This is a genomic window from Simplicispira sp. 125, assembly GCF_003096555.1.
In the GTDB taxonomy this organism is placed as follows: domain Bacteria; phylum Pseudomonadota; class Gammaproteobacteria; order Burkholderiales; family Burkholderiaceae_C; genus Simplicispira.
Genome location: NZ_QEKM01000001.1, coordinates 1,865,764 through 1,890,320 on the forward strand (window position 1 = coordinate 1,865,764; position 24,557 = coordinate 1,890,320).

Annotated in this window: 21 protein-coding genes; 7 read left to right on the forward strand and 14 right to left on the reverse strand. The window is 63.3% G+C overall.

The annotated features are described in order from the left end of the window. Nucleotides 1-100 precede the first annotated feature (100 nt). Nucleotides 101-2,890 carry a DNA polymerase I gene (gene polA, locus C8D04_RS08655; protein WP_116004480.1) on the reverse strand — a complete coding sequence of 930 codons (2,790 nt, stop codon included), beginning with the start codon at nt 2,888-2,890 and terminating at the stop codon, nt 101-103. A gap of 125 nt (nt 2,891-3,015) precedes the next feature. On the opposite strand from polA, the gene C8D04_RS08660 reads away from it, so the two are divergent. The 6 genes from C8D04_RS08660 to C8D04_RS08685 all read left to right on the forward strand — a co-directional run bounded on the left by C8D04_RS08660 (nt 3,016) and on the right by C8D04_RS08685 (nt 7,859). Next, nucleotides 3,016-4,227, forward strand: coding sequence for a serine hydrolase (locus C8D04_RS08660; RefSeq protein WP_116004481.1), 1,212 nt, complete (start codon nt 3,016-3,018; stop codon nt 4,225-4,227). Nucleotides 4,228-4,356: 129 nt separating this feature from the next. Then, nucleotides 4,357-4,776 carry a hypothetical protein gene (locus C8D04_RS08665; protein ID WP_116004482.1) on the forward strand — a complete coding sequence of 140 codons (420 nt, stop codon included), beginning with the start codon at nt 4,357-4,359 and terminating at the stop codon, nt 4,774-4,776. A gap of 94 nt (nt 4,777-4,870) precedes the next feature. After that, on the forward strand, nt 4,871-5,230 hold the full coding sequence (locus C8D04_RS08670; RefSeq protein ID WP_116004483.1) for a hypothetical protein: 360 nt from the start codon (nt 4,871-4,873) through the stop codon (nt 5,228-5,230). A gap of 76 nt (nt 5,231-5,306) precedes the next feature. Beyond that, nucleotides 5,307-6,263, forward strand: coding sequence for a homoserine kinase (locus C8D04_RS08675; RefSeq protein WP_116004484.1), 957 nt, complete (start codon nt 5,307-5,309; stop codon nt 6,261-6,263). 8 nt (nt 6,264-6,271) lie between these two features. After that, nucleotides 6,272-7,126: a BPSS1780 family membrane protein gene (locus C8D04_RS08680; protein ID WP_116004485.1), complete on the forward strand. Its 855-nt coding sequence runs from the start codon at nt 6,272-6,274 to the stop codon at nt 7,124-7,126. Continuing rightward, a complete protein-coding gene (locus tag C8D04_RS08685) occupies nt 7,089-7,859 on the forward strand; it encodes a FecR family protein (protein ID WP_116004486.1) in 771 nt (256 codons plus the stop codon). The genes C8D04_RS08680 and C8D04_RS08685 overlap by 38 nt, the downstream gene beginning before the upstream one ends. Nucleotides 7,860-7,895: 36 nt before the next feature. Here C8D04_RS08685 and C8D04_RS08690 read toward each other — a convergent pair whose 3' ends face one another. The 4 genes from C8D04_RS08690 to C8D04_RS08705 form a co-directional block, all read right to left on the reverse strand. Next, nucleotides 7,896-10,106, reverse strand: a complete 2,211-nt coding sequence (locus tag C8D04_RS08690; RefSeq protein WP_116006102.1) for a PhoX family phosphatase — start codon at nt 10,104-10,106, stop codon at nt 7,896-7,898. Nucleotides 10,107-10,481: 375 nt separating this feature from the next. Beyond that, entirely contained in the window at nt 10,482-12,302 is a 1,821-nt protein-coding gene (locus tag C8D04_RS08695; protein WP_116004487.1) for a DUF262 domain-containing protein, read from the reverse strand. A 51-nt stretch (nt 12,303-12,353) separates the two neighbouring features. Further along, on the reverse strand, nt 12,354-13,064 hold the full coding sequence (locus tag C8D04_RS08700; RefSeq protein ID WP_116004488.1) for a hypothetical protein: 711 nt from the start codon (nt 13,062-13,064) through the stop codon (nt 12,354-12,356). A gap of 199 nt (nt 13,065-13,263) precedes the next feature. Next, on the reverse strand, nt 13,264-13,623 hold the full coding sequence (locus C8D04_RS08705) for a GNAT family N-acetyltransferase (RefSeq protein ID WP_243405758.1): 360 nt from the start codon (nt 13,621-13,623) through the stop codon (nt 13,264-13,266). Between C8D04_RS08705 and C8D04_RS18565 the strand changes: the two genes are divergently transcribed. Continuing rightward, nucleotides 13,616-14,968, forward strand: coding sequence for a hypothetical protein (locus tag C8D04_RS18565; RefSeq protein ID WP_133243617.1), 1,353 nt, complete (start codon nt 13,616-13,618; stop codon nt 14,966-14,968). The genes C8D04_RS08705 and C8D04_RS18565 overlap by 8 nt on opposite strands. Nucleotides 14,969-15,091: 123 nt before the next feature. Here the strand turns inward: C8D04_RS18565 and C8D04_RS08715 are convergent, their stop codons facing one another. From C8D04_RS08715 to C8D04_RS08755, 9 genes are all read right to left on the reverse strand, one after another. Continuing rightward, nucleotides 15,092-16,519, reverse strand: coding sequence for an IS701 family transposase (locus tag C8D04_RS08715; RefSeq protein WP_116004491.1), 1,428 nt, complete (start codon nt 16,517-16,519; stop codon nt 15,092-15,094). Nucleotides 16,520-16,673: 154 nt separating this feature from the next. Further along, the gene (locus tag C8D04_RS08720; RefSeq protein WP_116004492.1) at nt 16,674-17,489 is read right to left on the reverse strand and encodes an SDR family oxidoreductase; all 816 of its coding nucleotides are present in this window, start codon (nt 17,487-17,489) and stop codon (nt 16,674-16,676) included. Further along, nucleotides 17,486-18,268: an SDR family NAD(P)-dependent oxidoreductase gene (locus C8D04_RS08725; protein WP_116004493.1), complete on the reverse strand. Its 783-nt coding sequence runs from the start codon at nt 18,266-18,268 to the stop codon at nt 17,486-17,488. The genes C8D04_RS08720 and C8D04_RS08725 overlap by 4 nt, the downstream gene beginning before the upstream one ends. After that, complete coding sequence (locus tag C8D04_RS08730) at nt 18,265-19,905, reverse strand: AMP-binding protein (protein ID WP_116004494.1); 1,641 nt, start codon at nt 19,903-19,905, stop codon at nt 18,265-18,267. The genes C8D04_RS08725 and C8D04_RS08730 overlap by 4 nt, the downstream gene beginning before the upstream one ends. Before the next feature lie 6 nt (nt 19,906-19,911). Continuing rightward, nucleotides 19,912-21,153, reverse strand: a complete 1,242-nt coding sequence (locus tag C8D04_RS08735) for a thiolase family protein (protein ID WP_116004495.1) — start codon at nt 21,151-21,153, stop codon at nt 19,912-19,914. 10 nt (nt 21,154-21,163) lie between these two features. Beyond that, a complete protein-coding gene (locus tag C8D04_RS08740) occupies nt 21,164-22,168 on the reverse strand; it encodes a branched-chain amino acid ABC transporter permease (protein ID WP_199562986.1) in 1,005 nt (334 codons plus the stop codon). Between the two features lie 2 nt (nt 22,169-22,170). Continuing rightward, nucleotides 22,171-23,043: a branched-chain amino acid ABC transporter permease gene (locus C8D04_RS08745; protein ID WP_116004496.1), complete on the reverse strand. Its 873-nt coding sequence runs from the start codon at nt 23,041-23,043 to the stop codon at nt 22,171-22,173. A gap of 17 nt (nt 23,044-23,060) precedes the next feature. Next, nucleotides 23,061-23,777: an ABC transporter ATP-binding protein gene (locus tag C8D04_RS08750; protein WP_165829127.1), complete on the reverse strand. Its 717-nt coding sequence runs from the start codon at nt 23,775-23,777 to the stop codon at nt 23,061-23,063. After that, entirely contained in the window at nt 23,774-24,541 is a 768-nt protein-coding gene (locus C8D04_RS08755) for an ABC transporter ATP-binding protein (RefSeq protein WP_116004497.1), read from the reverse strand. Before C8D04_RS08755 ends, C8D04_RS08750 begins: the two co-directional genes overlap by 4 nt. Between the last annotated feature and the right edge of the window lie 16 nt (nt 24,542-24,557).

Consider the following 24,557-nt stretch of genomic DNA (forward strand, 5'->3'; position numbering starts at 1 on the left):
TATTGACAATGGTTTGACATACAAAACTATATCAAACTGTTGAAAAACAAGCGTTAGCAGCTCCTGATTCGATAGTGGTTATGACAATGCAGCCGTGCCGTCAATGCGCTTTGTCCCAATTCGGCCCCACGCCCACCTCGGCAAGCAGCGGCACTTTCAGCGCTGCGATGTCGGCCATGAGTTTCGGGATTTCGACCTTGACCCAGTCCACCTCGGTCTCGGGCAACTCAAACACCAGTTCGTCGTGCACCTGCATGATCATTTTGATGGCCGGTTTGTGCGCATCGAGTTCCTTTTGCACCGCCACCATCGCCAGCTTGATCAGGTCGGCCGCCGTGCCCTGCATGGGCGCGTTGATGGCGGCGCGCTCGGCACCGGCGCGGCGTGGGCCGTTGGGGCTGTTGATTTCGGGCAGGTACAGGCGGCGGCCAAAAACGGTTTCCACATAGCCGCGCGCCTTGGCCTGGGCCTTGGTTTCGTCCATGTACTGCTTGACGCCGGGGTAGCGCTGAAAGTATTTGTCAATGTAGGCGGCAGCTGCCTTGGTCTCGATCCCCAAATTCTTCGCCAAACCAAAGCTGCTCATGCCGTAGATCAGTCCAAAGTTGATGACCTTGGCGTAGCGGCGCTGCTCGCTGCTCACCTGCTCCAGCGCCACGCCAAACACTTCGGCGGCGGTGGCGCGGTGCACGTCGAGCCCGGCGTGAAAGGCGTGCAGCAAGGCGTGGTCGCCGCTGATGTGGGCCATGATGCGCAGCTCGATCTGGCTGTAGTCGGCGCTGGCGATCACGCTGCCGGGCGGCGCCACAAACGCCTCGCGCACGCGGCGGCCTTCGGGCGTGCGGATGGGGATGTTCTGCAGGTTGGGGTCGTTGCTCGACAGGCGGCCGGTGACGGCCACGGCCTGCGCGTAGTGCGTGTGCACGCGGCCGGTGCGCGGGTTGGCGAGCTGGGCGAGCTTGTCGGTGTAGGTACCCTTGAGCTTGCTCAAGGACCGGTGCTCCAGCAGCTTGGCGGGCAGGGGGTAATCCTCGGCCAGCTTTTCAAGCACTTCTTCGTCGGTGCTGCGCGCGCCGGTCGCGGTCTTTTTGACGACCGGCATCCCAAGCTTGTCGAAGAAAATTTCGCCCAGTTGCTTCGGTGATGCCAGATTGAAGGGCTGGCCAGCGATCTCATACGCCTCGGTCTCCAGCTGCACGATGCGCTGGCCCAGCGCGTGGCTTTGCGCGGCCAGCGTGGGTGCGTCGATCAGCACACCGTTGCGTTCGATACGGTACAGCGTCTCGCTGCTCGCCATCTCCAGTTCGTAGATAAAACGCAGCTTGTCATCTGCCTGCAACAGCGGCCACAGGGCGTTGTGCACGTCCAGCGTCTGGTCGGAGTCTTCGCACGAATAGGCGGCGGCTTTGTCGACCGGCACCTGCGCAAACGGGATTTGGTGCGCGCCCTTGCCACACAGGTCTTCGTAGCTGAGGCCAGTGCGCCCTGTGTGGCGCAGGGCCAGACTGGTGAGGCTGTGCGGCTTGTGCACTTCCAGCACGTAACTTTGCAGCATGGTGTCGTGGGCGTAGCCTTGCACCTCGATGCCGTGGTTGGCAAACACGTGGCGGTCGTATTTGATGTGCTGGCCCAGCTTGTGGCGCTTGGGGTCTTGCAGCCAGGGTTTCATGCGCGCCAGCACTTCATCCAGGGGCAATTGCACCGGCGCATCAGGCCCGGTGTGGGCCAGCGGGATGTAGGCCGCCTCGCCCGCCTGCACGCTGAAAGAGATGCCGACGATTTCGGCACGCATCTCGTCGAGTGAGGTGGTTTCGGTATCGATGGCGACCAGCTCGGCCTGGTGCAGGCGCTGCATCCACTGGTCAAAGTCGGTCCAGTTCAGGATGGTGTCGTACACCACGGTGCGGTGCTGGGCAGCCTCGGCCACGGGGCTGGCAGAGTGGTCGGCAAACAGGTCGCCGCTTTGGCCGGGCATGGCGACGGTGGGGGCTGTGGTGGCAGGGGCCGCCGCTTTGAGCGCATTGGCCAGGCCCTTGAAGCCATATTTCTCGTAGAACGTGCGCAAGGGTTCTGTCTGGGGCTCGCCCATGGCCAAAGCGTCCAGTGCGGGCAGGCCTGGCAACTCGGCAGCCAGGTCACAGTCGGTCTTGATGGTGACGAGCTGGCGGCCCGTGGGCAGCCAGCCAAGGCTGCCGCGCAGGTTCTCACCCACCACGCCCTTGATGTCTGCAGCGCGTTCGAGCAATGCATCGAGTGAGCCGTATTCCATGAGCCACTTGGCAGCAGTCTTGGGGCCCACCTTGGGTACGCCGGGCACGTTGTCCACCGTGTCACCCACCAGAGTTTGGTAGTCCACCATCAGGTGCGGGGGCACCCCAAACTCTGCAGTCACACCGGCCACATCGCGGCGCTTGCCGTTCATGGTGTCGATGATGGTGATGTGTTCGTTGACCAGCTGGCTCAGGTCTTTGTCACCGCTGCTCACCACCACCTCCACACCTTGGGCGGCGGCTGTGACAGCCAAGGTGCCAATCACGTCGTCGGCTTCTATGCCTTTGATAGCCAAAACAGGCCAGCCCATCATGCGTACCACTTCGTGGATCGGTTCAATTTGCGCACGCAAATCGTCGGGCATCGGCGCCCGTTGCGCCTTGTATTCGGGATAAATCGCGTCACGAAAGGTGGGGCCAGAAGCATCGAAGATGCAGGCCGCGTAGTCAGCGCGCACTTCTTTGCGCAGCGCCTGCATCATGTTGATCATGCCGCGAATGGCACCCGTGGCCGCGCTGGCCGGGTCGCCAGGCACGGCGCGCAGGTCGGGCATGGCATGGAACGCACGGTACAGGTAGCTGGAGCCATCCACCAACACCAGGGTTTTTTTATTGCTCATGCAGCGATTGTGCACAGGAAGACCTCTACCCTACCCAGCCTGCTCTGCCCCAGCGAATACCCTGTGGCGCAGCAGGGCCGGTTGCGGTCCAATCGCCCCACAAGACAAACGAGAGGAGAAGCGCGTTGAAATTCAAGAAGTTCGCCGTGGGAACCGTATTGGCCCTGGCCGTTGCAGGAACCGCCGGGTGGTTCAGCCTGGACAAGGAGACGCGGGCCCTGCTCAAGACAGCGCCCACCAACCGCGACCTGCTGTTCTGGACCCAGCCACAGCGTGACGCCGCGTTTCGCGCGCTCGACCGGCTGCCCATCCTGGCCAAATCCCACGCCATTCCAGCCAGCAGCACGCCCAAACCCTTGCCGCAGGGCGAGCCGCTCAAGCTCTCCATCGACCTCGATGCCTATATGGCCAGCCAGCGCAGCGCCGCCATCGTGATCCTGCACGACGGAAAAATCCGTGTGGAACGCTACGGCCTGGGCTTTGACAAGGACGGCCGCTGGACAAGCTTCTCGGTCGCCAAGTCATTCACCTCCACGCTGGTGGGCGCCGCGCTGCGCGATGGGTTCATCAAAAGCATGGATGACAAGGTGAGCGACTACATCCCGGACATGAAAGGTTCGGCCTATGACGACGTGAGCGTGCGCCAGCTGCTCACCATGACATCGGGCGTGCGCTGGAACGAGACCTACTCGGACCCCCATTCCGATGTCGCCCAGTTCAACAACCACAAGCCCGAGGAAGGCGTGGACGCACTGGTGAGCTACATGCGCAGGCTCCCGCGCGAAGCACCGGCGGGCACGCGCTGGCACTACAGCACCGGCGAGACCAATCTCGTAGGCATCTTGCTGAACCAAGCGACGAAGAAGCCGCTGGCCGACTACCTGTACGAAAAGGTGTGGAACCCCGTGGGCATGGAGCAGCAGGCCACCTGGCTGCTGAGCAAAACGGGTAAAGAGATCAGCGGCTGCTGCATCCAGGCCGCCACCCGGGACTTTGCGCGCTTCGGCCAGTTCATTCTTGATGGCGCCGTCGTCAACGGCCAGAGCATCGTGCCCGATGGCTGGCTGACCGATGCCACATCCCGCCAAACCCCCATTGGCCAGCCCGGTCGGGGTTATGGCTACCAGTGGTGGACCTATGACGACGGCACCTTCGCTGCGCGCGGCATCTTCGGCCAGGGCATCTTCCTGGACGCCAAGCGCAAACTCGTGATTGCGTCGAACGCCAACTGGGCCGCGGGCGCCAGCGACCGCGAGACCAGCGAAGCGCGCGAAGCCTTCTACCATGCGGTGCAAAAAGCGGTAGACGACGAGGCCGCAGCATCGCCAGCGCGCTGAAGCGCATTGCCCACCAGCGCCGCCGGTTGAGGGAGGGCGGCCCTGCAGCAGAGCCCGCCTCTGTGGGATGCGGTAATCTCGCCCCCTCGGGCGCATGCCTTCAGACCCTCCACCTTGGGAAACCACACCATGAAAAAATGGCTCGCGTTGTTGATCGGCGCAGCGTCCACGCTGGCTTTTGCGGGGACCGAATTCAAAAACGTGCCAGAAACCTTGCAAAAATCATTGCAAGGCAACAGCCTCAAGACGGCACAACTCGACCAAGGCGTGCTGCGCCTGCAAATGGACAAGCCCGTGGTCTCCGAGCTGGTGTATTCCACCCTGGTTTTCCACAACATCTGCGGCGTGCAGTGGCACTACCCTGAACAGTTCGCCCAGTTCGCCTTGAAACGGGTCGAGCTGCTCGACGCCGCCGGTGCGCAAGGGTATGCGTTTGATACCCGCGGTGATGTCTGCGTACAGATGGGACAACTGGGCAAGAACTTCCGCACCTTCATTGCCCAGCACACCGTCAAATGTGACGCAGGGATCTGTCCGCAGCACCCCTGAATCCGCACGGTGCAGGCCGCTGCTGCGGGCCTGGCGGGTTCTGGCTGGCCAGGACGCACCGTTTGCAGCACCCCTCCCCGCCTACAATCGCGCTATGCGCGCTCTTTACCTCCTTTTGCTGCTGGCTTTGACCACAGCCCCCTCCTTCGCCCAAAATACCAGTCAAAATGCCGCACAGGGCACAGCTGTAGAGCGCAGCCAGCTACCAAAAACAGAGCAAAAAACCACCCGCCAGGACCAGCGCACCGAGCGCATCCGCGTGGAAGACGGCGGCAGCCGCGTAGACGAGTTGCGCGTGGGCGGGCAAACCCAGACCATTACGGTGCAGCCCAAGACCGGCGACATGCCTGCCTACGAAGTGCTGCCGTCTGACGGCGTGCGCAACCTGCCCGGCAGCCGCAATGGCTCCGAGTCCACCACCGGTCCCCGTGTCTGGAACGTGATCAAGTTCTGACAAGCCCTGCCATACCGCGCGGCAACGCCCCACACCGCCCCTGACGATCGACCCCTTTCCCGCTGTGCTCTGACCGATGGCCGTATTTACACAAGTCTCTGACAACGAGGCGCGCGACCTGCTGCGCCAACTGCAACTGGGCGAACTGCATGCGCTGCGCGGCATCGAGGGCGGCATCGAGAACACCAACTACTTCGTCACCTGCGACCAGGGAGAGTTCGTGCTCACGCTGTTCGAGCGCCTGACCGCAGAGCAACTGCCGTTTTATCTGTACCTGATGAAACACCTGGCGCACGCAGGCATTCCCGTTCCCGACCCGCGCGCCAACAAGGCCGGCGACATCCTGCACACCGTGTGCGGCAAGCCTGCCGCCGTGGTGAACCGCCTGGTCGGCCGCAGCCAGCTGGCACCCGAGGCCGTGCACTGCGCTGCCGTGGGCGAGATGCTGGCGCGCATGCACCTGGCCGGGCGCGACTACGAGCGCCAGCAACCCAACCTGCGCGGCCTGCCCTGGTGGAACGAAACGGTGCCCGTGGTACTGCCGCACATCGACCCCGAACAGGCCGCGCTGCTGCGTGCCGAGCTGGCCTACCAGAACCACATTGCAGCCAGTTCCGCCTATGCCGCCCTGCCGCGTGGCCCGGTGCACGCCGACCTGTTCCGCGACAATGTGATGTTCGAGGGCGAGCAGCTCACCGGTTTCTTTGACTTCTACTTTGCCGGGGTGGACAGCTTTCTGTTCGACCTGGCCGTGTGCATGAACGACTGGTGCATCGACCTGCCCAGCGGCGCGCACGATGCACCCCGCGCCAACGCCATGCTGGCCGCCTACCAGGCCGTGCGCCCGCTCACTGCGGCCGAGCGCAGCCTGCTGCCTGCCCTGCTGCGCGCGGGCGCACTGCGCTTCTGGGTCTCGCGGCTGTGGGACTACTACCTGCCGCGCGAAGCCTCCATGCTCACACCGCACGATCCCTCGCACTTCGAACGGGTACTGCGCCAGCGGGTACTGCATCCCGTCATGCTGCAAGAATAGGCACCCGCATGAAACTACACATCGTTCCCGCACGCACGGGCCTGGCCTGGGTCAAAAGCGGCATCTTCGTCTTCCGCCGCCAGCCCATGGCCATGGCGGCCCTGTTTTTTATGACCATGGCCGCCATGTCGCTGGCCTCGATGGTGCCGCTGGTCGGCCCGGCGCTGGCGCTCACGCTGCTGCCCTCGGCCACGCTGGCCATGATGGTCGCCTCGGCAGAGGCCATGCAGGGGCGCTTCCCCATGCCCACGGTGCTGCTGGTGGCTTTTCGCACGGGGCGCCAGCGCCTGCACCACATGCTGCAATTGGGCGCACTGTACGCCGCCGGTTTTCTGGGCATCATCGCCTTGTCTTCACTGCTCGACGGCGGCCTGTTTGCGCAGGTTTACCTGGGTGGCGCGCCACTCACGCAAGAGACTGCAGAGAACCCTGACTTCCAGGCCGCGATGTGGGTGTGCATGGCGCTGTACCTGCCGCTTTCGCTGCTGTTCTGGCACGCGCCGGGCCTCGTGCACTGGCATGGCGTGCCGCCGGTCAAAAGCCTGTTCTTCAGCATCGTGGCCTGCGTGCGCAATATCGGCGCCTTCACCGTTTACGGGCTGGGCTGGATGGCGGTTTTTGCCATTGGCGGGGTGCTGGTCAGCCTGCTGTCGGGCCTGCTGGCCGTGGTGGGGATATTGCCGCCAGGCAATGTACCGGGCACCATGGGCGGCATCATGGTGGGCTTGGCGATGGTGATGGCCACCATGTTCTTCAGCTCCATCGTTTTTACCTTCCGCGACTGCTTCGATCCCCCTGAGAAGCCGGGCACACCCGAGGCCGACAATGCCCTTGCGCCCCCCACAGCCCCTGGCGCCGACTGACAGTCAGCACCCCCTGCTCGGGCGGCGCAGCCTGGTGCAGGCCGCTGGCGCATGGGCAGCCACCGCAGGCTGGCAGGCTGCGCAGGCACAGGCTCCAGAGACCTTGCACAGCCGCGTGGTGGAACTGCGCGGCGACGTGCTGCGCAATGGCACACCGCTCGACGCCCAGGACCGCATCGCCGCAGGCGACCAGCTGGAAACAGGCCCGGGTTCCCGCGTGGTGCTGACCGTGGGCGACAGCGCCTTCCTGGTACGCGAAAACACCCGCCTGGCAATCGAAGGTGACAACCCCGTCACCGTGCGGCTGCTGCGCCTGCTCTCAGGTGCCGTGGCCAGCGTGTGGAGCCGGGGGGCAGACCGCCAGATCATCACGCCCACCATGACCGCGGGTATCCGGGGCACGGGCGTGTACGCCGAGGTACTGCCCGAGCAGGACTTCCGCAGTTATTTCTGCAACTGCTACGGCACCGTGGACATCGCCGCAGGCGGCGACCGCACCGTGAGCGAATCAACTTACCACCAGTCCTTCTGGGCCGAGGCCAGCCCACGCAAGGGGCAAAGCCTGTTCCCGGCTCCGGCCATCAACCACACCGACGAAGAGATGGAAATGCTGGCCGCCCTGGTGCGCCAGCGCACGGCCTGGCAGATCAGCGGCATGAAAGGCCCCAAGGACGGGCGTGGCTACCAATACAAAAAACGCCCGGGGGTGACGGCCTTCCCCGGATATGAATAGACGCTCCAGCGCATTGCACGCTGGTAACCTCCTCCATTAGCTGCCGATGCGGCCGCCGTCGTTCTTGGTGATGACAATGGTGGCCGAGCGGGGGCGCTTGCCTGCACCGTAGCCCGCATTGGCGGGCCACTGGCTCTGGTATTTGGCGGGATCACCGATGTCGGACATCTTGGTGCTCTCGCCCGGGTGCTGGATGTTGACGAAGATGGCTTTGCCATCGGGTGTCTCGGCCAGGCCTGTGATCTCGCAGCCCTTGGGCCCGACCAGAAAGCGCTTGAGCGTGTCGGGCGTGGCCTGCTTGCCCACATAGGTGGTCACGTCGAGCTTGCTGCCGTCGGCCTGGGTGTAGCCCAGGGTCTTCTTGCCGCCGTCGCCCACGCTGCCGGGCAGGGCGGCCAGCATCATGCAGTTGGACACATCGGTGAACGCGCCATCGTCGGTCTGGATCCAGCAGATGCCGGTGGCCTTGCTGAACACCAGGCCGTCGGGGCTGGAGAAGTCCTGCTCGGCCGTCAGTGCAGAGATGTTCACCATGCCCTTGTCCGCCCCCGCCTCGGCGCCGAACAGGTACACGTCCCAGGTGAAGGCCTGGCCTGCGCCTTCCTTCATGCGCACGAGGTGGCCGTTGGGGTTGCCGTTTTGCTTGCTGGCGCCCTTCATGTCGGTGTAGGCGCGCGGGTTCGGGCCGTCGGGCAGGTACTGGCCGCTGGCGGGGTCGATGCTGCGGTTGCTGTTGTTGGTCAGCGTGAAATAGATCTCGCCGTTGGCGGGGTTCACGGCGTTCCACTCGGGGCGGTCCATCTTGGTGGCACCCACGGCGTCGGCGGCCAGGCGGGTGTTGATGGCGATGTCGCCCGCGTCGGCGAATTTGTAGGCCGCATAGCCGGCGATGGCGGCGTGGGCCATGGACAATTCCACCCAGGCGCCCGTGCCGTCGGCATTGAACTTGGCGACGTAGAGCTTGCCGCTGTCGAGGTACTTATCGCCCACCGCCAAGCGGTCGGCCGCGTTGGCATCCGCCGCATCCCACAGCGCGGTGGAGACGAACTTGTAGATGTATTCGCCGCGCGAATCGTCGCCCATGTACACGGTGAGCGGCTGGCCCGCCACCACCTTGCCAAACGCCGCGCTCTCGTGCGCGAAGCGGCCCAGCGCGGTGCGCTTTTTAGCCGTGCGGGTCTTGTCATAGGCGTCGATCTCGACGATGTAGCCCATGCCGTTCATCTCGTTGCGGTAGTCGTCGCTGCCATCCTGCGAGGCGCCGGTCTTGCTGTTGTTCCAGCGCTGGTACTGGTCGGCCGCACCGCCGCTCTCCCAGCCGTGGCGCGAGGCGGCACCCTGGTTGCGGCCGTAGCGCTTGAGCGCGGTCACGCTCTTGTCGTTGCCGCGCGCGGCATCGTCGGCGGCGCCGCGTGTGAAGTAGCCGAACCAGTTCTCCTCACCCGTCAGGAAGCTGCCCCAGGGTGTCTTGCCGGTGCCGCAGTTGTTCAGCGTGCCGCGCGTCATGGTGCCGGTGGGCGAGTACTTGGTGGCCATTTGCGCATGGCCGCGCGCCGGGCCGGCGATCTCGATGGGGCTGAGCGGCGTGAGGCGGAAATTCAGCGCCGAGTTGGGTGTGTAGCCCCACTTGCCGACCGTCTTGGTCACCTCGATCACGGCAATGCCGTGCAGGGCCACTTCCTTGTCCACCTCCGAGGCCGGGCGCGGCAGCGTGGAGGTGCCGCCGTTGGCGTGGATGAAGAAGGACGAAAGCTTTTCGTCGGTGGTGGCCTCATGGTTGATGGCCAGCAGGCCGCGCTCGGTGGCGCTGTCGCTGCGCTTGCCGTCGGCGCCCAGGCCGAACCACTCCATGCCGTCGTGGTGGTCACCACCACGCTGGTCGTAGTCGGTGTCGGTGCCATCGTTCTTGTAGGCGGCCGTACCCGCGATGATCGGGTCGCCCAGCGCGTACAGCACGCTGGCGGTGTAGCCCACGGGCACGCTGACCACGTCGGCCAGGCTCTTGGGCACGGCGGCAAAGCCCAGCAGCTTCTCGGCGGGCGCCACCGGGTCGTCGCTGCCGCCGCAGGCGCTCACGCCAAAACCGGCCAGCATGGCCGTGCCCACGGTGCCCACACCGCCGCGCAGCAAGCCCCGGCGCGACAACCGGGCGGTGAGGACAGCGCCAAACGTCGGATTGGCAGAAGTGTTGGAGTCTTCGTCGTTGAAATCAATGGCCGCTGCGGGCACATCCAAACGCTGGTTCATGGGTTCTTTCTGAAGGTCGTTGCAAACCCCTGCAGCGTAGAAACCCGCCATGACAATGGCATGAAGACTGCATGACGGCGCCGTGACTCTGGCGCGGCCCATGCTCGAGGCACGGCGCCCCGTTGCTTCTTTGTGAATAGCGCATGCCGCTGGATGCCATTGCGTCGGCACGAATAGAAGGGGCAGCTCAACCCGATCCGCCCCCTCTCAGCCGTTCCTCCGTCATGGGGAAATCAAGTTGAGCGATTGCCGTGTGGTACAGACCTTTGGGGACCGAGCGGAGCACGATCTGATCGTGCGCGTCGTGCAATACATCCGATTACCCAGGAGGGGGGTCGCCTCGTTTTTCAGTAGTGTCGTGTGAGCAATGGTTGGTCATGCGTCCAGACGGCGGCTATTGAGCATCCAGGTGTCCAACGCCAACTCCAGCAATGCAGTCTGACGTTGCTGGATAGCTTGCCCATCCCACCGGGCGGTGCGGAAGTTGGCGCCAGGCAGGGCCGCTAGCTGATTGACTTTGGTGTTCACACCAATGGCGAAGGTGTGGTCGAGGAGCTGGGTGCTGAGCAGGCCGGATTTAGCGTACTCCTCCTGCTTGTCAGTGAACCAGCTGCCGTGCAGGTCGTTGTGCTTGTTCACTGCCTGGTTGATAACACTCTCCAGCAAAGTAACGTTTCCCAGGCGGTACACGTGGCCTTCGTACTCGGCCCGGTTGGCCGCCAGGGCAGGAGGAATGGCGCCATCGCGGGGGGTCTGGGGCAGGATGTGTTCGATCTGCAGGCCATCGATGTAGCGCAACCCTTTCTGTGGGGTATTGCACAGGACCAGCAGCTTGTTTTCCATGCGGCCCAGCACATAGCGCAGGCGGTACAGGGGGTGGTAGTCGTTGTCGCGCAGGGTCAAAAAGCGCTGGCGGAATTCACCCAGCTTGTCTTGCAGGTAGGGACGCAGGGTGGCATCCACGACCGAGGCAATCTCGGCTTCGCTTTTCAGGCCCCGCAGTTGGACCGCCCACTGCACAAACAACCGCTCGTTGTTCTTGGCCTGTATGCCCAGGGTGTTGCTGTAAAAGAAGAAACTCTCGATTTGCTGGGCAAGGTAGTTGATCGCGTCGGCCGTACTGGTGTGATCCAGCGCCAGCAGCAAGATGAGATGTTGGCGCGACTTGATCTTGTTCATGAAGCCGATGCGGGTCACGGCCGGATAATCGCCCCCGTCGTTTTGCAGTTCGGTGGCACACACCAAGTCGGCGTAGCGGCGCGCGCCTCTTTCCAGCTCCACAGCCAGCTCGTAAGGGGCTTCCTCGTACCTCAGACGCTTTTTGCCTTCGACCGAGATGATCCATTTGTAAAGCTCGTCCTCACGCAAAATGCCGTCGAAGTGGCGCGCCATGAGGAAATACCGCAAAAAACGCAGGGGGCTGTCACCCTCCCGCGCCCGTTGCAGATGCCCCGTGAGGTCTTTCCACTTGTCCTTGATACGCGCAAAATCGTTGCCTTTGGCTTTGCTGAACAGCAGGTTCTTGACGAGGTCCATCGCGTTGAGCCCGGCTCCGCGCTGGTTGATGGTTTCAAAAATCTTCAGGGCGCTGCTGAGGTTTTCCGACTCAATGACGACGAGGTCGATTTTGGTGAGAAAGTAATACGCATACTCCGCCAATACGCCCAAGCCAGCATCAAGGTAGTTCTGCAAATGCTGCCTGATGCGGTCATAGGCAGCCCGCATGCGCTCGATCGATAGCGTGCTGCTTGGCGGCAGCGCCTTGCCCAGAATCAGCTGCAACAGGAAGTCTTTGCTTTCTTCGTATTGCAGCTCCAGCCGAACCTGGACCTGTTTGGATTGCATATCAAAACTGGAAAGCCAGGACTGAATGGTCTTGAGATAGTGCTCTTGCACCTGATCCAGTACTTGATCCTTCAACAAGTCTCGCAAGGCGCACATGGTGATGACGGTGGTGGTCAGCCGTTGCTGTCCGTCAATCACGTCGTACTTGCTGCCATTTTTCACAATGATGATGGAGCCAATGAAGTAGCTGCTGGGATCTTTGGCACCGGGGTCAAACTCATTGGCGATATCGGCAAGGAACTGCTCCACCTGGTCGTCCACTTCCCACACGTATTCCCGCTGGTAATCGGGAACGAGAAAGTGGTAATCCTTGAGCTTTTCGATGGTGTGGACCTGGGCTTTGACTTCCATGGGGGAGAACTTGGGTGGGTTAAAAACAATACAAAAACGATGCTGCAACAATCAAAGGGATGCAGGTGCACCGGGTTCAGGGTGGGTGGCGGAGGGATGGACAGCCACCTTCATGCCCTGCCGGATGGCCGCCACGATGGAAGGCGGCGTCAGCACCTGCACCCAGGTGTCAACCGGCAACGCGGACACCGCACTGTAGCCGTGGAATGACCAAGCACGCAGCCCCTTGGGGCCAATGAGCAGCACGCGACCATCTTCCACCGCCATGGCACCCACGGGCAAGTCGCTCAAGCGGGCCGCGTGGGTGCGCTTTGCTTTGTCTGGGCCTACCCGCTCGGCATGCAGCACGGCATCAATCTGGGCGATGGGCAGGCACGCCTGGCCGTTCGCAACGACATGGTCGGCACGGTTCGCGGCTGTCCAGATGCGGTTGAAATCGTCGTGTTTGTGGCGTTGGCACACGCGGCAGGGGCGGTGCCCCGCCGCATAGGCCGTGGCTTCGTCCAGAAAAAACAGCTCGGAATACGTGCCCTGAGTGAACGGAGAACGCTTTTGAAAACTGGCGTCCAGGCAGCAGGACACCCAGCTTTTGGTCGTCCAGCGGCGCACGATCTGGTCGTGCTCGTTATGCAAGATGCCGCGATTGCCCATGAGTGTGCCGCGCGCACGCACAGCGTGCAGGTCGCCCCTGGGGTCTACCTTGTTTTGGAGGGGGGCGGTGCGGATGGAATTGTCATGGCGTTTGAACGGGAGTAAAAACATTCATTTCCAGAATACAGCCGCAAGAAGAGAAGTGAAACCCGTTCCGTCTCCACCTGCACCCAGGGTTCGTCCATTTCTGCATTCGAACACCGTCGAAAACCACATCAGGCGCCGTCCAATCCGCATTCACCCCCTCACGCACCCTGCCGACTGTGAAGACTGCAGGTCAGCTCCGTTCCATTGCACAGCCGTGCCAAGCCTATGCCGGGGCAACGAAGTCGTAAACAAAGAATGCGTCATTCCGCTTCCAACCGGCGGATTGATAGAGCGCTTGTGCTGTTGTGTTGGTCACTGCCGTTGATAACGAAACGCGGACGGCGCCCTCGGCGATGGCAAATGCAACAGCCGCAGACAGGAGCTTCAAAGCCCTACCTTTGCGGCGTGCGAGCGCATCCACAAAGAGATCGTTGAGTACGAAGATGCGAGCCATCGCCACCGATGAAAAACTCGGATAGCGGCCATTGATGCCCCCAACATGACGAAATCCCAGTAACGGCACGCCTTCACTCGCCCCGATAATGCGCATACAACTCGTAACAATGGAGGGAGGGATGGTCAAAGTACGAAATCTGACGTTGTTGCTTGCGATTCTGATAGGTGGCTCTGCGGCATATGCAGGCGTGATAGACCAGATCGATTGCAGCAACGGCAGGCAACGCCCCGTGATGGAGCAATCGTTCTGCCGAAGCGCACAGCTGCGGGGCGTATACCAGTCCATGGAAGTTGCGCTCAACCGCGTGAAGAATGCGCTTCCTGCCCAAACAGCGGCCCTCACAGACAACCAAGCCCAGTGGGAAAGACTCTTGCTCGACTCCTGTGCCAGTGAATTTTGTCTTCACGGCAAGATGAAGGAACGCAAAGACGCACTGGACAAGTTGTATGCCGAAAGCACCGCTGCTGCTGCACCTGCGAGCAGACAAGCGACTGAAACGCGAACAGAAGATGACCGTTCGGCGCGGTACGGCCGGAGCAACCCTCGCCACGGAATACCGCAGCAGGTGGACTCTACAAATGTTTCCCCGGCCCGCTTGGCAAGTGGAGCGCCGGGGAAGGCCATTTCGGCTGCCGAGCAACATCTGAGCATGGAAGAACGCGTGGCGCAAGCCTACGCTCAACGAGATGCTGAAGCTGCGGCCCTGCGTGAAGCGCAGGAGCGAGCCGCTCAGGAATACGCAAGAGAGCAAGAAGTCCTTCGGATTGCCAATGAAGAGCGCGAACGTCAAGCCCGTGAAAACAAAGCGAAAGCCGACAAGCGCGCGGCAGAAGAACAAGCGCGCAAGGAGGCGCAGCGAATCGAGAAGGAAGAGGCGCAAAAGCGAAGCGCCTTCATCACCACGTGGGTGTCCCGCATCGCCCTGGCCCTGTTGGCGATCAACCTGGCGTATGCCTACATGGCGCGAAAGCAGAATCGCCTGGTGCTTTTTTCGAGCTACACAGACATTGCCCTGTGGATGGGCTCACCCATTGTCGCTTTCGTTATTTCGATTTTTCTGGCGGTATTTGGATTGCCGGACACCGCTGCCAAGGTCGTCGGAGGGCTTCTTGTCGCGGGCGCTGCCGGCATTGTTCTGCTGCATACCGCCCGGACGAACCATTCGTTTTGGATGACCGCAAGCTCCTTTGCCGCCAAGTGCACGTTGCTGGCCATAGGTGGTCTCATTGCAATCGTGGTCTACGTGCTGTTGGCGCCGGGCGGCCGCAAAAAATACGAGCGGCATGCATCCTACGAGCGCCGCTCCTCGGCTCAAACAGCCGTGGCGATGGCCGCCGGCGTAGGAGCAGCCGCTTATCTGGGTCATTTGCTGTGCGAGCGGCAGGAATTTGTCTCACTTGAAGATTACTTTGCAGGGACAGCGGCAGAAGCCGTGGCTACCGACGAAGCTCCGGCCGAGTCCCCGGCATAGCCCCCGTCACTCAAACGCCTCCGAGATGACCTCACAGGTCGCCCCGCCCTGAAACCACCACGTGCCCACTTTGTGAAGGCTTTGGTTGGTTCGTTAGTCTTACTGTGTCATAAAAGTAGCTTTTCACTCACACTGATGCCGTCGCAGCAAGGGCACAGTCCCAGACGGGCTATGAGTGCATAACTCAGCAGATGGCGAAAGCTTGTGATCGAGTTGTCCACGTGCCGCTGTGCGCGCAGGCCTGCCTCTGGGGATGTAATCTTGGGGAACGGCAGGCACTTGGCATTCGATGAAGTTTTTTTTACCCCCGACAGGCTTGTCGGCGATGAGCCGCTCACTCATCAAGAAGGCGTAGGCTGCGATACTCAAGCTCGCATGGTGGTGGAACCCTCGCCAGCCGCGCCCCTCATAGTGCCCCAAACCGAAGTCCTGCTTGAGGTCTTGGTAGTCGCGCTCGATACGCCAACGCTGGTAAGCGGAGTCGACCAAATCGTTCAAGGGGGTGCTCTCGGGTAGCGTTGACAGGATGTATTTGACTGGCTCGGCCTGCTCCACTGGCCACTCGATGAGCAACCACTCTTGCGGGCGCAGACGCGCCTTGCCAGCATTGCCAGCATTGCCAGCATTGCCAGCATTGCCAGCATTGCCACCAGCATGACGCACCCGCACCGCTGCGAACCGTCCCGTGAGTGGCGCGTTGGTGCCCTCGCGCCAACTGATCGTCTGGAACGCCTGCGCCGGTAACGACAAAGCCAGGGCCTTGACGCTCATCGGTTGCAACTGAGCGGTGCGCCGCGGCATCACGGGGGGCCTGCCTTTGCCGCTGTAGGTCTCAGGTGGCAGTGGCTCGACGCCAGGGGGCCAGACTACGACCGCTGAGGTGACCCCCACTGCATAGTGCAACCCCATGTCGCTGAGCGCCTGTCGGAACGCGGTGTCCACGCCATAGCCTGCATCAGCCAACACGCAGTGTCGGGGTGCACCTTCGCTCAGCAGGGTGCGCAACTGATGCAAGGCAATCTGTGTCTTGGTAGCAAAGCGAACCGACTCTGGTACGCCTGTGCGCTTGCGTCGCTCAGCGTCTTGCGCCCAGTCCTGGGGTAAATAGAGCTGCCATGCCACAGGAATGCTGCCTTGATCGCAAGCCAGCGAGACGCTCACCGCCACCTGGCAGTTGTCCTGCTTACCAAGCATGCTGCAGTATTGACGGGCTACGCCCACCGAGTGCACGCCCTTCTTGGGAAAGCCCGTGTCGTCGATGATCCACCAGCCTCCTCGGCTGAAATCCATGTGTGGCACAACCCACTGGCAGACCCGGCGCAGAACTTCGACATCGGACCATTGGGCCTTGGCCACAAAGTGATGCAGTGCTTGGTGTCTTGCACTGGCATGAAGCGGATCCACCCGCGCGGCCATGGGCTCCACACTCTTACGCGATAGCGGCAGCATCAAACCTGTGCAGTAACCCTTGAGACCTGCGTGGCGATCTGCGTGTCCCAGCGCCTGCGACAAATACTCCATGTACTGGTCAAACCGCTCACTCGCACTCATCGTCCCTCACGAGAAAAATCTGGAGGAGGCCATGATGCCATATTTATGACACAGTAAGATTATGGAGGCGACAAAGAACTGTTCGGCTCGTGGGCAGGGTGCGCTGCGAACTCCGCAGCGCACCCTGCCAACCATCGCAGTCGCAGGCTCGCTGTCAGGCCGGGACCGGCGCGCTCACCTGGTTGTGCAGCCCACCATCCACGAAGATATCCGCTCCGTTGATATAACGTGCAGCATCGCTAGCGAGGAAGACTGCGACTTCGGCGGCATCCCAGGGTGATCCCATGGCACCTGTCGGGCAGACAGCATTACGCGTCGCAAGCAGGTGCTCCAGCCCTTGTGGATGCGCAGCCACCAGTTGCTGGCGCACCAGGGCCGTGTCCATCATGCCCAGCAGGATGTTGTTGCAGCGGATGCCGCGCGCCGCGTACTGCATGGCTACGCTCATGCCGAGCGCGTTCAATGCGGCCTTGCTCGCGGTGTACGCACAATAGGCCGGGCTACCCGCGCGCACTCCCGCAACGGACGACACCTGCACGATGGCGCCCCGGCCCGCCTTACCCATCAGCGGCAGCACATGCTTGAGTGCAAGAAATGCCGAGCGCGTGTTCAGCTCAAAGGAGCGGTCCCAATCCTCGACGGACACTTCCTCCGGTCCGCCGAGCATCACCACGCCCACGTTGTTGACGAGGATATCGATGGTGTCGCTGGCCGCCTGCGCGACCTGCACCGCGTGCTGGATCGAAGCCTCCTTGCACACGTCCGCCTCGATCGCTTCGCAGTGGCCGCCGGCCTCCTGCGCCAGGCGCTGCGTGCGCCGCGCGGCCTCGATGTCCTTGTCGGCAGCGAACACCAATGCGCCCTGCGCGGCCATGCGGATCGCGATCGCGGCGCCGTTGCCAGGCCCCACCTCGGCCGCGCCCGCGCCGAACACCAGGGCGGTTCTGCTATCAAGAGATCGATGATTCATCGGGGACTCATCCTCACCGCGCCATCTATGCGCACGCATTCGCCGTTCATGTAGCCGTTGGTCAACAGAAACTCTACCAGCCGCGCATATTCATCCGGGTCGCCTACACGGCTCGGAAAGGGCACCGAAGCCTCCAAGGCCCGCCGCACGTGTTCGGGGCCGCTGCGCAGCATCGGCGTGTCGAAGAAGCCGGGCTTGATGGTGTTGACACGGATACCCTCGTTCGCCAGATCGCGCGCGATGGGCAGCGTCATACCCGCCACACCCGCCTTTGACGCAGAATAAGCCGCCTGCCCCATTTGTCCCTCGTCGGCCGCGATCGACGCAGTGTTCACCACCCCGCCGCGCTCGCCGTCCGACAGCGGGTCGAGCGTCATCATGCCTGCGGTGGATTGAGCGATGCAGCGGAAGGTGCCGAGCAGATTGATGCGGATGATCCGCTCATAGTCCATCATCGGGTGGAGCCGAATCGCGCCCGTGTGCTTATCGCGCGCAGCGGTCTTGTGGGCGCTCACGATGCCGGCGCAGTTCACCAGTACGCGCTCCTGACCGTGGGCTTGCCGGGCGCGCGCAAAAGCCGCTTCGACACTCTGGTCGGACCCTACATCGGCCTGGCAGAAGATACCGTTGATTTGCCGTGCCAGCGCCTCGCCCGCCTCAGCGTCGAGATCGAACAGCGCCACCTTGACGCCATGCGCTGCCAGCCGCACCGCGGTCGCCGCACCCAGGCCCTTGCTGCCGCCCGTCACCACAGCGGCCACGTTGTGATCGAGTTTCATGCCACGGCCTTCCTGGCACCAGGGTGCGTGCTAGCCGTCTTGTCTTCGGTGTGCACGCTCTGTGGCTGGGCAACCAAGGCCTCGACCAGAAAGCGCTCCTGTGGCTTTTCTGACGCGGTTTTCGGGATTTCCGCCACCAACTGAATGAAGCTCGGAACGAAATTGGGTTCCAGCACCTCGCGGCAGCGGCGGAACAGCGCTTGCACGTCAACCACCTTCCCTTCGCCCGGAACGACCGCAGCCACCACGTCTTTTTCGCCAGGAGCACCCGACGATGCCGGCACGCCGTACACATAGACATCGCACACCAAGCCTGACTCGGCAATGGCTTTTTCCACGTAAGCTGGGGTGATGAAGTCACCATTGCGGCGGATGCCGCCGCCCTTGCGGTACTCGAAGAACAACCACCCGTTAGCGTCCTCCCGCACTACATCGCCCATGTGCAGCCAGCCGCCAGCACCCTTCTTGGCGGACGCATCTGGATTACCAACGTATTCCACTTGGTACGGTGATCCATCGGCCGGGCGCAGCAGTAGTTCGCCCGGCGTGCCGCGCGGCACATCTTCTCCCGCTTCATCCACGATGCGATGGGCGAGGTAAGGCGCGACGCGGCCGATACTGCCTACCGGGCCGACCCCGATCGGATTGACCGCAAGCCCGCCTTCGGCCGAGCCATAGAACTCAATCACCCTCACGCCGAAACGCTGCTCGAACTTCTCCCAGATCGCCGCCGGCATGCCCGCCGAAACGACGAAGCGCACCGGGTTGTCAAAGTCGTCCGGGCGTGGCGGCTCGGCGTATAGCGTGGTTGTCATACCGCCCAGCAACGTAAACGTGGTGCATCGGTATTTGCGGGTGATGTCCCACAGCCGCGAACGTGTGAAACGCCGCGAGAACACTACATGCAGGCCGCCCAGTAACGCGGGCGCCAGCGTCACCAGCAGCGCATTCGCATGCGTCAGCGAGAGGCCGGAGTACAGCCGGTCATCTGGCCGGTAGCCAAAGCCCTGCATGGCCGCCGCACCTGTCTCACAGAAACGGCGGTGTGTCAGCACAATACCCTTGGGGTCGCCCGTGGTCCCCGAGGTGTGGATGATCTGCATCACCTCGTCGCCATTGTCTTGCGGTACCGGCAGGTCCTCGCCCTCAGCGCTCAGGCGGGCGTAGTTTTCCACGCACGGGCTCCACTTTTCCGGGGTTGGCCCTTCATCGGTGGTGAGTGCAACGATCCAGTCGACCTGGACGCCCGCGTCTACCACTTCGTTCACGTTGTGCAGCGCATAGTCGGCGGCAATGACGCCGGTGGCCTTTGAGTTGCGGATCATGAACGCCAGCTTCTCGCCGCGTGTACGGGGGTCGATCGGCACGAGCGCTGCGCGCAGCAATGCGGTGGCGATCATGACCTCGACGAATTCGGCGTGGTTTGCCATCAGCAACGCAATCACGCTGCCAGAGCCCACGCCGCGCGCGGCAAGGCCACGGGCAAGGCGCTGTGCGTTCTTCCACAGATCACCATAGCTGCGGCGCACGTCCGCCAGCGCGGGGCCACCTTCGAACAGTAGCGCCTCGCGCTGGGGATCGGCCTGGACAAAAGACGCGACGATCGATGCAATGTTGGGGTGCGAAATCACGGTCATCGCGCCTCACTCCTTTTGAAGAATGCTGATGACGATAGCCGCGGCGTCCTCGCCGATCCAGCCGCCGCCGTTCTCTGCGAGCGCAGTGCGCGCGCCCTCGATCTGGCGCTGGCCGCAACGCCCGCGCAGTTGATCAGTCAGTTCCACCAGTTGGGCGCAGCCCGAGGCGCCGATGGGATGGCCCTTGCGCAACAGGCCGCCCGAAGGGTTGACCGGAACGCGCCCGCCAAGCCGCGTGGCCCCGCTCTGGAGCAGCGCCACGGCCTCACCCTCGGCGGCTAGGCCCAGGTGCTCGTAGTACATCAGCTCGGCCGGCGCACCCGCGTCGTGGAGCTCAACCACGTCCAGCGCCTCGGGTCCCACACCTGCCGTCTCATAAGCTTGCGCGGCCACCACCGGCACCAGCCGCTCCTTTTTGTCGGTTCCCTCAGCGTAGTCCCAGCCCGAAGCCAGAACGGACGACAGCACGCGCACCTTGTCACGCAAGCCAAGTTGCTGCGCGGCCTTGCCCGATACCAGCACTAGCGCCGCCGCGCCGTCGCCGATGGGAGCGCACATAGGACGCGTCATCGGGTCCACGATCATGGGCGCCGCCAGCACCTGCTCCACCGTCAGTACGTCCTGGAACTGTGCCTTCGGGTTCAGGCTGCCGTGGAAGGAGTTCTTCGCCGCCACCGCCGCGAAATCACGCTGTGTCGCGCCGCTCTCCGCCATGAAGTCGCGTGCCATCGCGGCGTACACGTCCATGAACAGCGAGCGCGAACGGCCCGCACCTGCCAAGTCGGCGACCGAGCCGTTGCGCGACAAGTTGGCCTGCAGCATGGCCATCACGTCATCGATGGCCTCCAGGTCCACCGCGCCGTGGAACACTGAGAAGGTGCGCGCCTTGTCCTCGCTGTAGAGCTTTTCAAAGCCCGCGACGAGCACGATGTCGTATGCGCCCAGCGCGATCATCTGCACCGCTTGCTGAAAGGCCGTGGCCGAGGTGGCGCAAGCGTTCTCGATGTTGACGACCGGAATGCGTCCGATGCCCAAGCCGCGCAGCACCACCTGCCCGGGAATCAGCACCTGGCCGGTCATGACGCCGGCAGCGGCATTGCCCATATAGGCAGCCTGTAACTGGGACGCGGCAATGCCCGCGTCGGCGATGGCCGCGCCAATCGCCTCGGCGGCGAGCGATTTGAGGCCGCGGTCGATATGCTTGCCGAAACGGGTCATCCCCGTGCCAGCGATGAATACTGGTTGCATGGAAAGATTCTTAAGGTTGGGTTGGGGAGGAATTTGCGCGGTTGCGCCAGAGGCCGGTGATCCAGCCGCTCAAACCATTGGGCGCAAGGAAGACCACCGCAAGCAGTGCGAACCCGAAGATCATCCACGGAGCGGATTTCGACAGGCTCTCGGCCAGATTCGGCGTGAGCACGATGAAGGCGGCGCCCAGGAAAGCGCCCCACAGGCTGCGCACGCCGCCCACGAAGCTGCCCACCAGCAGGGACACCGAGAGCAGGAAGGGAAAGCTCTCGGGCGAGACGAACTGGCCCACCACAACGCTCAAGGCACCGGCCAGGCCGGTGAACGCCGCACTCAGGCCGAACATCTGCGTGCGGATGGCGGTGATGTTGAGCCCGCCCGCTGCCGCCGCGAGCGGCTGGTCGCGCGAGGCGTCCACCAGACGGCCGAACTGCGAGCCGAGGATCCGCCGCGCCAACAGAAAGGCGCACAGCGCGCAGGCAGCGACACTGGCCATGATGACCCAGTCCGCCCGGTCAGCCAGTGCCCCTGGAAACATAGGCTTCTCCAGGATGATCCCCTGCACACCTCCGGTCAGCCACTCGATCTGCTTCCACTTGAGCGCCTGCGGCGTCACCACCGCTACCGCAAAGGTGGACAGTGCCAGGTAGAGCATCGGCAGCCGCAGCGCCGGGAATCCAAAGAGAAAACCGGCCGCGAAGCACAGCACGGCCGCCGCCGGCACGCCCACGTAGAACGGCCAGCCCAGGTGGTGCGAGAGCACCGCCGTGGCATACGCGCCGATGGCGAAGAAAGCGCTGTGGCCCAGCGAAATCTGGCCCGTGTAGCCGGTGAGCAGGTTCAGGCCCATGATGGCGATGCCGTAGATCAGCACCTGCGTCATCACATACAGCGGGTAGCTTTGCCAGCCGAAGGACCAGACCATCAGCGCGAGTCCGGCCGCCGGGGCCGCCCAGCGCAGCCAGGCTGGCGATGCCGCCGGGCGCACGATGAATTGGGTGTTCAGAGTATTCATGCTCAAACCCTCACCTGGGCTGTCTTGCCGAAGATGCCGGCGGGCCGTAGGACCAGCGTCACGATGATCAGCAGCATGATGCAGGTCAACTTCAGGTCGTTGCCGACCACATAGGCGCCCAGCAGGTTCTCCAGCACCCCTATGGTGAAGCCCCCGACCACGGCCCCCACTGGGCTGGCGATGCCGCCTAGCAGCGCACCTGCCAGCGCGTAGATCAGCGGGCTCATCATCATCGACGGCTCCAGGAACACGATGGGTGCAGCCATCAGCCCTGCCACGGCGCCGGCCACCGCCGCAAGGCCCCAGCCAACGGCGAGCACCTTGTTGGTGTTGATGCCCGCCAGCTCCGCCGACGACGGGTTCACCGCCACCGCGCGCATCGCCAAACCGAAGCGCGTGAAGCGGAAGAACACAAACACAGCCACTAGTTCGGCAAGGGTGACCAGCAGAACGCCCGCCTCGTGGGCCGAGAGAAAGGGCTCGGCGCGGCTGAGGACACCTCCAAACGGCGTAGCAAACTCTTTCAGTTCATGTCCGAAAAGCCAGCCGACCAGGCTATTGAGGATGATAAGCAGCGCGATGCTGGCCGCAACGACCGATAGCACCGGCTTGTGCCGCAAGGGCTGAAATATCGCCCGATCCAAAGCGACCCCTAGCATGAAAGAACCCACGACAACGATGACGAAGGCCACCCACCACGACGCGCCGGCCTGAACCAGCGCCCAGCTCATGTAGGTGGAGAACATCGCCAATTCGCCCTGCGCGAAATTGACGGATGAAGTGCAGCGGTAGATGAGCACGAGCGCGATGGCGAGGCTGGCATAAATGCCGCCTGCAGCCAGGCCCGAAGCTATCTGGTGGAGGAATGCTTGCATGGTTTATCTCTGATGGATTAGTGGCCGAGGTAGCTGCGGCGCACGGTGTCGTCTTCGCGCAGCGCGGCAGCGGTGCCTTGTGCGGCAATGCGCCCGCTTTCGAGTACATAGGCTCTGTCGACCAGATCGAGCGCGATGTTGGCGTTCTGCTCCACGATAAGCGCCGTGAGATGCTCGCTTGCCCGCAGCTCGCGCAGAAGCTCGTAGATCTCCTGCGTCACGCGCGGGGCGATGCCGAACGAAGGCTCGTCCAGCAGCAGCATCCTGGGGCGCATCATCAGCGCGCGGGCGATAGCCAGCATCTGCTGCTCGCCTCCGCTGAGGGTGCCCGCCGTCTGCTTCGCGCGGCTGGCCAGCTTGGGAAACAGCGTCTGCATCCGGGCGATGTCCTGCTCGATGCCGTCCTTGTCGCGGCGGCGGATCGCGCCCACGCGCAGGTTCTCCAGCACCGTCAGGTCCGCAAAGGTGCCGCGGCCCTCCGGCACATGCGCGATGCCCAGTCCGGCGATCGCGGGCGCGGGCATGCCGATGATGTCCTGGCCCTCGAAGCGCAGCGTGCCCGTGGCCGTCACCTGCTGGTGACTGATCGCGCGCAGGATGGAGGTCTTGCCCGCGCCGTTGGCGCCAAGCAGCGCCACCATCTCGCCCGCCTGCACATGCAGATCGATGCCATGCACCACTGCGGTTCGGCCATAGGCCACCGCAAGGCCTTGGATTTCAAGCCGTTGGGTCACAGCACACCTCCGAGATAGGCATCGATCACCGCCGCGTCGTTCGCCACCGCCTCGGGCGCGCCTTGCGCAAGCTTGCGGCCGAAGCTCAGCACCGCGAGGTCGGAGCAGGTCTTCATCACGAAGCGCATGTTGTGCTCCACAATCACCATGGTCAGCTTCAGTTCCTCGTGCAGGCGCAGCAGCACTTCGCGCAGCTCGTCGACCTCGCCAGCAGTGAGGCCGGCGGCAGGCTCATCGAGCAGCAGCAGCCTGGGCCGGGTCACCAGCGCCCGCGCGATTTCCACGCGGTGCTGGATGCCCACCGGCAGTTCCGCTACGCCGCGGTCCGCATACGCGGACAGCCGCAGCGTGGCCAGCGCCACGTCGGCCGAGTGCGAGATCTCCTCCTCGACCGCACGGACGGCACGCGAGCGCAGCGCGGCGCCGAGCATGGACATGGGCAGCCGCGCGTGCGCACCCACCATCACGTTTTCGCGCACCGTAAGCGACGGATAGAGCGCCACGTTCTGGAAGGTGCGGCTAAGGCCCAGCCGGGCCACGCCGTGGCGCGGCAGACGCGTCAGCTCTGTGCGGCCAAAGCGCACGCTGCCGCGCGTGGGCCGGTACAAACCGCTGATACAGTTGAAGCAGGTCGTCTTGCCGGCCCCGTTCGGCCCGATCAGGCCGAAGATGCTGCCCTCTGGCACGTCCATCGAGAAGGCGTCCAGCGCGACGACGCCGCCAAAGCGGATCGTCAGATCGCGTACGGAAAGAATGGGTTCCATCTCTGCGCTCGCCCCA